12 protein-coding genes are annotated in these 13,542 nt (G+C 45.2%); all 12 read right to left on the bottom strand.

Annotated features, from left to right (window positions below; all coding sequences use genetic code 11):
- Positions 1–36: 36 nt before the first annotated feature.
- Positions 37–1,059, bottom strand: a complete 1,023-nt coding sequence (locus PG840_RS10620) for a sensor histidine kinase (RefSeq protein WP_117824263.1) — start codon at positions 1,057–1,059, stop codon at positions 37–39.
- The gene (locus PG840_RS10615; protein ID WP_270205841.1) at positions 1,056–1,727 is read right to left on the bottom strand and encodes a response regulator transcription factor; all 672 of its coding nucleotides are present in this window, start codon (positions 1,725–1,727) and stop codon (positions 1,056–1,058) included. The genes PG840_RS10620 and PG840_RS10615 overlap by 4 nt, the downstream gene beginning before the upstream one ends.
- Before the next feature lie 15 nt (positions 1,728–1,742).
- Positions 1,743–2,618 carry a YitT family protein gene (locus PG840_RS10610; protein ID WP_022220447.1) on the bottom strand — a complete coding sequence of 292 codons (876 nt, stop codon included), beginning with the start codon at positions 2,616–2,618 and terminating at the stop codon, positions 1,743–1,745.
- 252 nt (positions 2,619–2,870) lie between these two features.
- Positions 2,871–3,128: a hypothetical protein gene (locus PG840_RS10605; protein ID WP_256171008.1), complete on the bottom strand. Its 258-nt coding sequence runs from the start codon at positions 3,126–3,128 to the stop codon at positions 2,871–2,873.
- Positions 3,129–3,167: 39 nt separating this feature from the next.
- Positions 3,168–4,238, bottom strand: coding sequence for a 16S rRNA (cytosine(1402)-N(4))-methyltransferase RsmH (gene rsmH, locus PG840_RS10600; RefSeq protein ID WP_117824261.1), 1,071 nt, complete (start codon positions 4,236–4,238; stop codon positions 3,168–3,170).
- 998 nt (positions 4,239–5,236) lie between these two features.
- Complete coding sequence (locus PG840_RS10595) at positions 5,237–5,965, bottom strand: DUF5597 domain-containing protein (protein ID WP_242655666.1); 729 nt, start codon at positions 5,963–5,965, stop codon at positions 5,237–5,239.
- On the bottom strand, positions 5,889–6,353 hold the full coding sequence (locus PG840_RS10590) for a beta-galactosidase (protein WP_015520311.1): 465 nt from the start codon (positions 6,351–6,353) through the stop codon (positions 5,889–5,891). The genes PG840_RS10595 and PG840_RS10590 overlap by 77 nt, the downstream gene beginning before the upstream one ends.
- Before the next feature lie 27 nt (positions 6,354–6,380).
- Positions 6,381–6,521 carry a hypothetical protein gene (locus PG840_RS10585; RefSeq protein ID WP_006859593.1) on the bottom strand — a complete coding sequence of 47 codons (141 nt, stop codon included), beginning with the start codon at positions 6,519–6,521 and terminating at the stop codon, positions 6,381–6,383.
- A 55-nt stretch (positions 6,522–6,576) separates the two neighbouring features.
- Positions 6,577–9,048: a glycoside hydrolase family 3 protein gene (locus PG840_RS10580; RefSeq protein WP_117834688.1), complete on the bottom strand. Its 2,472-nt coding sequence runs from the start codon at positions 9,046–9,048 to the stop codon at positions 6,577–6,579.
- Positions 9,049–9,119: 71 nt separating this feature from the next.
- Complete coding sequence (locus tag PG840_RS10575) at positions 9,120–11,579, bottom strand: glycoside hydrolase family 3 N-terminal domain-containing protein (protein WP_270613628.1); 2,460 nt, start codon at positions 11,577–11,579, stop codon at positions 9,120–9,122.
- 16 nt (positions 11,580–11,595) lie between these two features.
- Positions 11,596–11,838, bottom strand: coding sequence for a hypothetical protein (locus PG840_RS10570; RefSeq protein WP_242999972.1), 243 nt, complete (start codon positions 11,836–11,838; stop codon positions 11,596–11,598).
- Positions 11,808–13,484 (bottom strand): family 78 glycoside hydrolase catalytic domain, encoded by a 1,677-nt coding sequence (locus tag PG840_RS10565; RefSeq protein WP_270205839.1) that lies wholly within the window; start codon positions 13,482–13,484, stop codon positions 11,808–11,810. Before PG840_RS10565 ends, PG840_RS10570 begins: the two co-directional genes overlap by 31 nt.
- Between the last annotated feature and the right edge of the window lie 58 nt (positions 13,485–13,542).

Genomic DNA, 13,542 nt, shown 5'->3' with positions numbered 1-13,542 from the left:
TTGGAAGTTTTTTCGTTTTTGTACCAATAGACTCCATTACTCTATTCGTCTGGATTCACGGTCAAAGTTTAGATATACTTTTGTTCCTTTTTCTGGTTTTGATTCAATCCAGATAGTATGATGGAGACGATCTATGATTGTCTTACAGAGATATAATCCTATTCCAGTGGATTTTTTATTCGCTCTTCCATTGTAGCCGGTAAAGCCTTTTTCGAAGATTCTTGGGAGGTCCTCTTCTGCAATGCCAATTCCGTTATCGGAGATCACCAGAGTTTTTTCTTCTGTGTAGATTGATATTTCTCCGCCTCTTGCGTATTTAACTGCATTGGAGAGAATTTGTTCGATGACGAAGGTCAGCCACTTTTCATCGGTCAGGATCTTCTGATCCTGGATTTCAAGGTGAAGTCTTGTCCTGGTCATGATGAACATCTGGGAATATTTGCGGACTGCCTGGCGGACGATTTCTTCCAGGCTGCAGATCCGGAAGGCGTAATCGGAGGTTGCGGAACCCATTCTGAGATAGGTGAGTACCATATCCACATATTGTTCAATCCGGAACACCTCCATTTTCATGCTTCGGGTAAGTTCCTGTGCTTTCGGGCTTTCCTGTACTTCTTCCAGTTCTTCCCCGCTCTGGATCAGGACACCGAGTGCTGCAATTGGAGTCTTGATCTGATGAACCCACATGCTGTAATAATCAGACAGCTCCTGTTTTTCAATCTGCACAGAGGATTCCAGCTCTTTTTTCTCTTCGTAAAGCTGCCGGATCAATTCCTGGTACATTTCGCTTTCCCGGCTTTCTGCCTCCGGAAATCCTCCTGCCTCTGTCCGGATTTTTCCCTGATTTTCTTCCAGTATTCTTTGTCTTTTTTCATATCGTATGAAAACAAGTGTAAACCAGATCACATTCCATAAAATCACCAGAAGGAACGCATATCCTGCAATCTCCACCGGAATTTCATAGATCCAGAAGATGACTGCAAAGAGAATGCCCGAAACAAGAACCGCTATTCTCTCCGGTCTTTTTTCTTTCCAAAATGCCCTTAAAATCTCTGTCATACCAGCATGTACCCGATTCCTTTCTTTGTCCGGATCACATCATGCATTCCGGCTTCCTCCAGCTTTTTCCGAAGTCTCGCCACATTTACTGTAAGTGTATTATCATCGATGAATTCGTCACTTTCCCAGAGGCTGGTCATGATCGCATCTCTGGTCACAAATTTTCCTGCGCTCTCAAAAAACATCTGACAGATCTTGAACTCATTCTTGGTGAGTTCAATCTTCTGCCCGGCTATTGTAAGTGATGCATCTCCCAGATTCAGCAGCATTTCTCCATGCTCAATGATATTTGCCGTTCCCTGAAGTGCATATGCTCTTCTGAGCACCGCCTGCACCTTTGCTGTCACTACATTCAGATCAAACGGCTTCTCGATAAACTCATCTCCGCCCATGTTCATTGCCATCACGATATTCATGTTGTCATTCATCGATGACAGAAAGATGATCGGCACATTGGACAGCTTCCGGATCTCCTGGCACCAGTAGAATCCGTTGTAAAACGGAAGCCCGATATCCAGGATTACAAGCTGTGGATCTGTCTTTTTAAATTCTTCCATTACATTTTTGAAATCACGTACACATACTGTCTTATAATTCCACTTTTTCAAATGCGATGCCAGCCGCTTTGCGATCGTGTTATCGTCTTCAACAATCAGTATTTTATACATTTATTCCTGACTCTCCTAAACTCTCTTCTGGAAGTTTCCGTACACCTTAACCCCTTCATCTACCGTAGTAAATGCTTCCGGATCCAGTAAATACACCATGTTCAGGATATCTTCTACTTCAAATTTATTCACGATCGTCACCAGAACATAATTGTGTTCACTCGTAAATGCACCTTCACCATTCCACTGCGTAACACCACGTCCGGTTTCTTTCATGATTGCCTCTGCGATTCCCTTCTTCTTCGTGAAAATCAGCATTCTCACATTGATGTTCTGAAAATGCATCCTGTCCAGAGTTACCGTGTAAAAGAACAGGTAGACGACCGAATAAATCACCGTTGAGATATCAAAAACTAAAAGATAAATGGCATACAGTATCAGATTGAAGATGGTTCCCAGTTTTCCAACGGACATTCCCGCATATTTTTTCGCCATCCAGATACCGATAACCTCGATTCCACCACCGCTTCCTTTTGCCGTCAGCATGATTCCGATTCCGGCTCCGGTTACAACACCACCGATGATGATTCCAATGACCGGATCAGCAATCACTGCTGTTGCCGGAGTTGGTACGATTGAAGTAAATAAACTGATTCCTACCGTTCCAAGGATTGTATTTATAAAAAATGTCTTTCCGATTTTAAACCATGCAATAAATAAAATCGGAATGTTGAGCAGTAAATAAATGATACCATACAGGTTCAGACCTGCAATTTCCTTAATCCCGATCTGTCCTGCTCCATAACTTAACAGCTGTGCAAGACCAACTGCTCCCCCGCTGTATAAATTCATAGGGATAATAAATACATTCAGACCAACTGCGTAGATCAGACAGCCCACTATGATCCAGACAACCTGCATTCCCCTCTTCTGGGGCAAAAAATTGTTCATACTTTTTCTTTCCTCCTTGCTTCCGTTTTGATACCAGATATTTCATAACTTTTCCATACAGTATATCACGCCGGCATCTGAATTTGTAGACTAAAGTACAAATCGGCTTATAATTTTCTGTTATATATTTTAATCATTTTTCAAATAACAAAAGATGCAGCTCTGTTATCTGTTTTGATAACTTTGCAGCATCTTTCTACTCTTCTTTTTTATCCAACGTGACGCTCAAATCTCTTAAATCCAAGAATATTTTCAATCCGATCCATTGCATCCTTTTTTACTGATATACTCAGCGACTTCCTTCATAGCCTGATAATTATCAATCTGCACACTTCCCATATTACCACTCTTTTCAATCTTACGGTCAATAAATACAACTGGGATTGATAAATCTGCAAGTAGCTTATTACTGGTCGCATAATCCGAACTGACATAAATGATTCCATCTACCATTCTGGATTTTAACACATTCAAAAACTTTTCTTCCTGCACCGCATTATGATCCTTGATTTTTGTTTTGTCAATATTCTAATCAGCCTACACTTACTTTTACTCCGCCTTCACAGCCCAGCGCATCTTCGTAGATCTTGCACGCCCATTCTGTGCACACTCTTCTGCCGAAGGTCGGACTACATCTTTGGCATATTCGGAATAAACTCCCTCGCGATATCCTGCTTTTAAAGCTTTCTTCACCAGTTTGTCTTCTCCTGAATGGAACGTCAGGATCGCTACTCTTCCCCCCGGTTTCAAAGCGCCCGGCAGTTTTTCCATAAATTCATAGAGTACTTCAAATTCATGATTCACGTCAATTCGAAGTGCCTGGAAAGTCCGCTGACAGGTCTTCCTGATGATATCTTTTTTCTCCTTATTTTCCGGAAGGAAAGACAAGGTCTGTTCGATCACCTGACGTAGCTTTGTCGTAGTATCAATCCGGTGTCCTTTCCGGATTTCTTCGGTGATTGCCTTTGCCAGTTCTTCACAATACGGCTCATCCGAATTTTCATATAACATCCCGGCAAGTTCTTCTCTTGAAATTGTATCCAGTCTCTCGGCTGCACTGATCCCTTTTTCCTGATTCAGTCGCAGATCCAGAGGTCCGTCCACTTTGAAAGAAAATCCTCTCTTCGGGTTGTCAATCTGCATGGAAGACACACCCAGATCAGCCAAAATAAAATCAAATCCCCCAACTTCTTTTGCAATCTCATCGATAGTACAAAAGTTCTGAAGACGGATTGTTAAAATATCCTCCCCAAATCCCTGTTCTTCCAGACGTTTTTTTGTCTTTGCAGATTCTTCCGGATCTACATCTGTCGCGTAAATGTGCCCCTTTCCTTCCAGACATTTCAGCATTGCTTTTGTATGTCCGCCATAGCCAAGCGTTGCATCAAATCCCACCTCTCCCGGCTGGATCTTCAAGAAGTCAAGAATTTCCTGCACCATGATCGAAATGTGCATTCCGGCAGGTGTATTTCCTTTCTGAATGACATGTGCAATCATGTCCTGATATTTCTCCGGCTGTAATTCTTTGTATTTTTCTTCAAATTTTCGTGGATATTTTCCCTTGTACCTTGTGCGGCGCTTGTGAACACCTTGTTCAATGTTCTTTTCCTGTTCTGACATACATTGTCTCCTTACTTGTTAATTTATTTTTGGTTTTTTCGAATCTCTGGTCAACTCCATCGATTTTGTTGACTCATTGCCATTTTCTCAACGTTTTCCATATTTTTCTTAATATTATTTTGTTCGACTGTAACTTGAACAGCTGCTACTTTTAACTGACCATCCATTCTACCTTCTTCCTTCAAAATATTAATTTGTTTAAACTCACTATACTCTATCACTCTATCAGCGTAAAGCATTTTTTACAAATCGCCCTATTTTTGTGCATATACAGTTTTGAGTTGTGCATGTTACATAATTTTTTTACCTATTAACTGAACAAATTTAAGGTTAACCACTGAATAAAGCTATGTTTTCAGGTTGTTTTTCGAGGTGTTATTATAAATATAACATTTTAATCTGGCAGGCTTCTCTCCAAACAGAGTCGTCCCGAGGATGTCAAGTCATTGCTACAAAAAATATGCGGCTTTTTTGCCACAAAATGGCTTAAAACCGCATATTTCTGTATAGAGGACGTTATATAATTGTCACAAAGTAACTGGGGAGGATGTTACGTCATTGTCACAAAATTCTTTCAGTATCATTCCCATCAATTCCTGTACAATGCTTTCTGATTTAATTCTTATCAGATTATCCCATGCGTCCACTTTGCCTAACAAATTCATTTTTTCTATCAAAATCAGATAAAAATCTGTATTCCCATAGCATCTATTTTCTGGCTTTGTTAGAATTACACTTACTTTTGCTCTCTGCAGTCTCTTTGTCCATTCCGCAACCAGAATCCCGAACTGTCACACAGACAACATTTTCTTTCACTTCCGATATAAAACATTAAACTACCTGGGAAAAATTGGAACTTCCTCTCCGTTTACATATGCCGCCATCTCATCTCTGATTAACACAATATCTCCAGACGGTTTTCATTTTTCATCTAATGCTGTAATAAACAATTTGCCATACTCCAGTCCTCTGTATATCTCTCTTTAAAGTATAGAAAATTAGTATTTAAATGTCTCTATTCTAAAACATCCCGGCATATTATATAAGACTGATACGATTTTTTCATCGCCGTTCTGTCTCTGCTCACATACCCATTTACCAACATGGAAAGTCCCTGCTTCTTTTGTGAGAAAGTCTACTCTCCTATGATCCCCGGGTTTCGTATGGAAACGGATACTGCACATCATTCCTATGATCAGAAACGTATTTTCATCCAGTTCAAAGACGACTCCTGCGGCTGCCGGTGCACCGTCTGTCCTCGGGAGATACTGTATTTCTATATCATAGTTCTTAAACTTCAGATAGCATCCCTGCTCTCCATCTGACTGTTTCAGAAAACACTTCATATGTTCTGTCCCACGGTATTTCAAGTACAGCGGTCTGATCTCTTCCAGTAGCCGGTACACCTCGCCCAATGTCTCTTTAGTCCCGCTCAGATTAAAGGAAAGCGGATCCAGTTTCAGAGCGTCTATCACTTCTGCCGAAAGATCCGAAGGCTGGTCTGCCCACAGATCTTCCACTCCAAAAGGCGCATAGCATAACGCATGAAAATGCAGGAATGCATAAAGGGCATAGGAAGCTGTAACTGCATCTTTCCGCACTTCGGGGATTAAAAGCGGATTATCCGGCCGGCTGTACGTCTTCATGATGTCAGAGACATATGGCACATAGATGTCCGGACCGATGGTAAAAAGTGAAGGCGCCGCTGCTTTCCATACCCACAGCATATCCTCTACCGGTCCTCCGGACGGATAGGAACCCGGATACCACGGAAACTGCTTCAGCCATACGTTCGTAAAGCAGGGAAGCGGACTCTGCGTTCTTCCAGAGACCGAACCAGAGCAGGATCAATTTCTTTTTATATTTGTCCGCCTGCTTTATAAGCGCATCCACAAGGGTGAAATCAAACTTTCCTTCTTCCGGCTCCAGCGTTTCCCAATACACCGGCACAATCAGCGTATTCAGATTACTCTGCTCCATCTTCTCCCAGATTTCTATTTCCATCCTTTCCGGATCATACGCAGCGGAATTATGTACCTCGCCTGCAAATGCCTGAAAGGGTTGACCGTCTACATATAATGTAGAAATTCCGTTGTCATTTCTTATCTCTGCCATGTGCTTCATTCCATTATTTTCCTTTCTTTAGAAAAGAATCTTAGTACGGGCAAGCCAAAGGCGTATTCCACTTATAAGCGCAGAAATCCCAACTGCGATCGCAAATGCTCCTGCCACGATATTCATGATTCCTGAACTTTTCACTGTATGATACATTTTTTCTTCCATATACCTACCTGTTTCATCTACATCCTATTATCACATTTACTCGTTACCCTAACCATCAATCTGCCAGCCTGATTCTCTTTATCATAATCAGCAGATGACGCACTGCCTGTTCCAATTCTTCTCTCGTCACTCTGCCTTCTTCGTATCCTTTTAATATCTGGCGGATTACCGGAGGACCGCCGGGCATTACGATATCGTTTCCTGCCGCAACAGCGTCCGCGCCGTCCACAACCATATCCATATCTCCCCAATCCGTTACAACAGCCCCTTCAAATCCCCATTCCTCACGCAGGATATGTGTGCACAGGTCATGGCTGCCGCCGGAAAATGACCCGTTGATCTTATTGAAGGAGGTCATGATGCATGCGATCCCGGCATCTTTGACTAACATCTCGAACGGCTTTAAATACTGTTCTCTAAGTGCCCTTTCTGTCAGGATTGAGTCCACTGCATCTACATTTTTCCCTGCATTTCCGCGGCGGAATGTCTCCTGCTCATTTGCCGCGAAGTGCTTCGGGCACACAATAACCGGACGGCTATTCTGTACGCCTTTTGTAATCTCGCAGGCACAGACTCCCGTCAGGTACGGGTCTTCAGAAAAATATTCAAAATTTCTTCCGCACAGCGGATTCCTGTGGAGATTCACAGCAGGAGCAAGCCAGACATTCACCTGCTGTTCTTCACATTCTTTCCCTACTGCATCTCCAAACATCTGCCACAGTTTTTTGTCAAAGGAGCACGCAATGAGCATCTCTGTTGGCCATGCAACACCGCCAATCCCGGCAGGGCCGTCTTTATAGAAAATGGACTTGATTCCTTTTTCTGCAATCGCCGGAGAAACATATCCCGGATATCCTGTCGGGTGGCTGTTTGTTGTAATCGGTTTTCCTTCGTCATCGAAAATCGTAGCCGGATCACTGCGATCACCCACAGCCGCAAAAGGAGTCCCCGGTCCATAACCCACGCAGAGAGAAGCGAGTTCTTCGATGGACAGCTCCGGCAGACTTTGCTGCGCTTCTTTTTCAGCCTGTATACTCTCCCCTCCTGCAAGAATATCCTCTCCCGTTACAGAAATTACCGCCGTCTCGGTCACGCCTCCATCAGGTTTTTTCTCATATACGTCTTCCGGCTGACACTCTGTGCAGTCTTTCTGTGTCAGGAACAAAAGTTTTCCTCTGTTGCATCCCGAGATAGCCAGACGGTTCGCACACTGTTCTGTAATGACTGTATCCCGCAGGCATACCATTCCCACCGTAAAGGTGTCTCTTGATGATTTTCCCATCTTCAGGAGATAATCGCCTGACTCGATGATCCAAGCGGCTCTTTCCTCATCATAAACCGCCAGTTCTCTCCATGGGATCCAGATCTTAACCTGCTCTTTTTCACCCGGAGCGAGGTCAGACGTTTTCTCGAATCCCTTCAATTCCTGATAAGGACGCTCCACGCCCTCTGCTGGATATACCTTAGACAGATAAACCTGGATTACCTCTTTCCCCGACATTTCCCCAATATTTTTCACATCGGCTGTCACCATAATACCGCCGTTTTGCTTCTTGACCAATGCATCGCTGATTGCAAATGCAGTGTAAGATAGTCCATAACCAAAGGGGTAAAGCACCTGTTTTCCGAATGTATCGAAATAACGATATCCAGTATAAATATCTTCCCAATACACGGTTACCGGACTCTTCATAAAACCTGTACTTCCGTTTTCTTCTGGCGAAAGGCCGTAACTCTCATAGTCCAGAATATTCTCCAGATGCTCCTTATCCCACGAGAAATGATCTGCCGACGGATAATCTTCATAGTGTTCCGCTATAGTCACCGCCAGTTTCCCGGAAGGATTAATCTCCCCTGTCAAAATGCCAGCCAGCGCAGAAGCCCCTTCTTCCCCCGGGATTCCAATAAACAGAAGGCTTTTTATGCTCGCATATTTTTTCATCCACGACAGATCAATCAGTCCGTTTACATTCAGGACTATCACTACATTAGCAAAATGGGTACAAATATCCTTTAACAGGCTTTCTTCTGATCTGGTCAGGTAATAATCCTCCGGCAGATGACGGTCACACTCTTCTCCACCGGAGTTTCTGCCGATCACGAAGATTGCTGTGTCTGTTTTTTCCGCCGCCTGAAAGATAAGTGTCTCCGGCACATCATATTCATCAAGCGGAGCCTTGTATTTCCCAAATATTTCGTACATGATTCCGCTGTTTACCATTTCGCTGACCTTCGTCCAGTCAAACTCATCCTCTTCCGTTACCTGTTCTGCACTTGCTTTATACTCATAAAATTCTTTCAGCAGCGATTCAGGTTTTATCCCTCTCTTTTCACATTCTTCCAGAATTGTGCCGCACCCGGCTATATTAGCACCACCGGATCCATTTCCGGAATACAAAGTGCCTATCTGTGTCCTTCCGAAAAATGCAATCTCTTTCTTCTCTTTTAAAGGGAGTATATGATCCGCATTTTTAAGCAGAACAATCGATTCTTCTGCTATTTTTCTGGCAATCTTTTTTTTATCCATTTTTTATCCTCTCCTGTTTTCTCATTTCCTGCCGAACCTGACAGCCGGTCTGCTGTATAAATCTAACGGATTTATAGTCTTACTTCCCGTGCTTTCGCATAAAATGCCCTTTCCATTCCATTGATCCATTTATCTTCTGTGATTCGGTATGTTCCTTTTAACCGGATATCCTCAGAAGAACTTCCAATTTCTGCATCTATATCCCCTTTTTCCACCTTCCAGCGCATCTGCCTGTCAAGAAATGCTGACTGATCCGCCTGCACTGTAAATGTGACCCGCACTTTTTCTTCCGGCTCCATATGGATCCGCTTAAATCCGGCAAGCTCTTTCACCGGACGTGTCATACTTGCGAATCTGTCCCTGAGATAAAGCTGTACTACCTCATCCCCGGCACAGTTTCCTGCATTCTTTACCACACAGCTAATCTGTACCGATTCTTCTGCTCCAATCTCTGCTGCCGATATATGAATTTCTGAATACTCAAACCGTGTATAAGACAATCCATGCCCGAAGCAATATCGCGGTGTATGGGGAAGATCCACATAGTTGACAAATCCGATACTCTCCTGCTGGTGCCATGCAGAACCGTTCGGGTGATTATAATAAATTGGAATCTGTCCGGCGTGATATGCCACGGATACCGGCAGCTTACCGCCCGGGTTATATGCACCCAGCAGGACATCCGCCACAGCCTGCGCTCCCGTTTCCGCTGGGTTCCAGGCTTCTATGATGGCATCCAGATATTGGTCTGCTGTGTCACTGGAGATTGGTCTTCCATCAAAATGAACCCCAATCAAAGGCTTACCACATGCAGCGGCAGCCTGAATAAATGCATCCTGACATTCCGGCAGATTGATGTCGGCAGCGTCCACACCTTCGCCCATGGTCGCCATAGAGCATGTGCCGTGCTTTCCTCCCAGAGTCAGGATCACAGCATCTGCTTCCCTGACTGCCTGCAGCGCTTCTTCAAATCTGCCCTGATCCTTTCCGGCAACCGGATACCCGTATGCATACAGAATCTCCGTGTCTGTCATCCGCTCCTTCAGTTCTTCTAACAGGCTTCTGCAGGCCGGCTTCTGCAGGCGCAGGATATCATCAAAAAGCTCCGCTTCGTCTGACTGGATCTTTGTACCTGGGACATAATTCACCGGCTCACCATTTGGCAGCATTGCTCCGCTGATCTGCCCGGACTCCGGGCTGCCCTCTACCCCTGCGATGGAGCTTGCGACAGCGTAGACCGACTCCATCATGCACAGATGGGTATATCCGCCGAAGAACTTTCGGGCACAGTCTGCATGAGGCCCGATCAGGGCAAGCTTCTTTATCTTACCTGACAAAGGAAGTATCCCGTTGTTTTTCAGGAGTACCATGGACTCTCTTGCTGACCGGAAAGATAACTCCGCCCCCTCTTTCTCTTCAAAAATCTTTTGACAGGACTCACCATCCATGGCGAACGGATGCTCAAACAGACCCATGCGGAACTTGGCTTCCAACACCCGCAGAACGGTCCGGTCCAACAGTTCTGTATCCGCCTGCCCGCTTCGGAACATTTCTTTGAGTTCTTCTCCATATCCGGTCGCTTTCGGCATCTCTATGTCCATCCCTGCTTCCATGGCAAGAAGCCCTGTTTCTCCGATAGTCTCCCCGATTCGCTGGACCTCGTGGGCATTGTTAATGCCGCCGTAGTCGCTGACACACAGACCGTCAAACCCCATCTTTTCTCTGAGAAGTTCCGTGAGCAGCCTGTGTGAAACGGAAGCCGGCTCGCCATCGATAGAATTATAACAGGGCATGACCCCTTTCAGCTCGGATTCAGAAATCGCAGACTGGAAAGGCTTGCCGTATATTTCTTCCATGAGCCGGGACGGCGTATCACTGTTCGTTCCGTGAATACCGCCCTGTGAATTGTGAAATCCGAGAAAATGCTTGGCGACACTTTCCGGTCTTCTTCCGCCTGCCTCTGTTGTCTGGATTCCTTTCGTATATGCCGCTCCCAGAGCTGCCGCCAGAGCCGGGTCTTCCCCGTAGGTCTCTCCCTGTCTTCCCATGCGGGAATCCCTTGAAATATCCAGCACCGGAGCCAGAATGTGAGTGATGCCGCAGGCTGCTTCCTGTTTTGCCACCACTTTGGCTATCTTCTCTTCCAGCTCCGGATCCCATCCTGAGCCTCTGGCGATTCCGGATGGGAAACTGGTTCCTTCCTGAATAAATGCTCCGCACAGTCCCTCCATATGAAAGATTGCCGGGATATGATGAGGGCTTTGTCTCATCACAGTCTCCTGCATCTTCCTCTGCCATCCGGCGGCCTCTTCCAGCATGCCTATCCTGCGCATTTCCAGAGTACTCACCTGTCCAATCCCGTAAGGCATCTCCAAAGCCTGCTGTTCCATATCATCATAGCTGTCACCAAATGGGAAAATGCAGCCAAGCTGCGCCATCTTCTCGTCTAAAGTCATTTCTTCGAGAAGTGCCCGTGCCCGTTCAGCCGGGGTTCTCTCGGTGTCTGTATATTTTACCTTCTGCTGTACCATTTACTTTCTTCTCCTTTTACATCTGCGCATTCAATTCTTTTAGTACGGCTTCATAAACCGCTTTTACCTCTGGGGCAGAGCTGATTCCTTCAGCCAGAGTCATTTGCCTTGCATACTCGATCATTGGATTGTGTACAAGCTCCGGCAGCATCTCTTCCATCATCTTCATGCCAAGAGGTTCGTCCAGAATCTCTCCCAGTGTACTGTCCAGAGTGAATTTCAGCTCTTTTAAACTTGTGTTTGTGTCATATTCATACACATATGTTCCCGATCCCACCTCTCCCAAAGCGTCGTCGCGCCCTTATTCACAGCATACAGCCATGATGGCAGATCCTCTCTCATAAACAGGAGTCCGGCCGTATCATGCGCTTTTTTCTCAGACAAGACATGACATAAATACGGCGTCCCTACAAATCCTGTGGTCAAATGATTCTGATGATCTTCTATATTGCTCACCAGCATTTGTACTATATTTTCCCTATCCTTTTCATATGCCAGGTTAAAATAGAGAGACAGCGCGCATGCAGTCTGAGTCTCGCTGACGATCCTGCCTCTTGCGGTGTAATATTCTTTCCTGAAAGAGTCCAGCGTCTTTTCACGGAGCACTTCATAATATGCCGCCTCTCCATATTTTCCCAGCACATGAGCCGTCTTTGCCACAAGCTCTGTGACATATATATAGTAAGCGTTTGCCACAAAGTAAACATCTGTAGCTCCAACGCTTTTATCTCCCATTTCACGATCCAGTGCCAGCCAGTCGCCATACTGGTAATTGGTCATCCACAGCCCGTTTTCATTTACATGATTGTGAATATAATCTACCCACTCGTGCATACATTTCCATGATTCTTCTAAAATACGTGTGTCTCCATACATCTGGTAGACTACCCATGGTATGATCACTGCAGCATCGCTCCACGCCGCAGAACTGTAAGTTCCCTGTATGTCCGGTACTATATGAGGCACTCCCCGTTCCAGTGAAGACGCCGCCGATATATCCCTCATCCATTTTGTAAAAAACAGAGCCGTCTCCCGGTTGAACGCTGCTGTCCATGAGAATACCTGCGCATCTCCCATCCATCCAAGCCGCTCATCCCTTTGAGGACAGTCGGAGGGGATATCAAAGAAATTATCACGCAGACTCCAGGAAATATTGCTCTGAAGCTGGTTCACTTTTTCATTGGAACATCGGAACTCTCCGGTCTTTCTCATGTTCGAATGCATTACGCAGGCTGTAAACATCTCAGGTTGGGGATTCTCTATTCCCTCCACGGCAGCATACCGGAAACCATGAAATGTAAAGTGGGGCATCAAAACCTGTTCTTCCCCGTTTAGGATATAGGTGTCCTCGGATTTTGCCGTCCGCAGAGTGTCCGGGTAAAATACACCGTCCTGATCCAGAGTCTCCGCATGGCGGACAGTGATTTTCTGGCCTTTTTCTCCCCGGATTCTGATTTCTACAAGACCTGTAAGGTTCTGGCCGAAATCTACAAGTATATTCCCTTTGGAATCCGTGAAAACCCTCTTTGCCTTCAAGTGCTCAGTCACCCGCACCGGTTCATTTAGCTGCGGCGTCAATACAGTCGGATGAAATACGGCTTCTGGCACGGCAGATACTTTTCCCTCTCTGATATCAGGGGCATTTGTATCAATTGTCTCTCCCATGTAAATCTCACTGTAACGAATCTGACCGGTACGCACATGCCATGTCTCGTCCGTAGTAATTACCTCTTCTGTCCCGTCTGTATAACGCACATGAAGTTCTGCCCAAACAGCAGTTCGATCCCCATACCGTTCCGGCTTACAGTCAAAGCTGAGAATCCCTTTATACCAGCCGTTGCCCACTGTCAATTCCAGGACATTTTCCTGCCCTGTCCCTATTACTATTTTCCGCCTATAACTCAAGCCGGCGCTCCGATTCCGACGGAAGCGCCGGCTCTCATAATTACAATGTTTCTTTCAG

The sequence above is a fragment of the Coprococcus sp. AM97-35 genome, from assembly GCF_027697525.1.
Lineage (GTDB): Bacteria > Bacillota > Clostridia > Lachnospirales > Lachnospiraceae > Allocoprococcus > Allocoprococcus comes.
The sequence above is the reverse complement of the archived record's forward strand: the minus strand, read 5'-3'. Positions and strand labels throughout refer to the sequence as shown.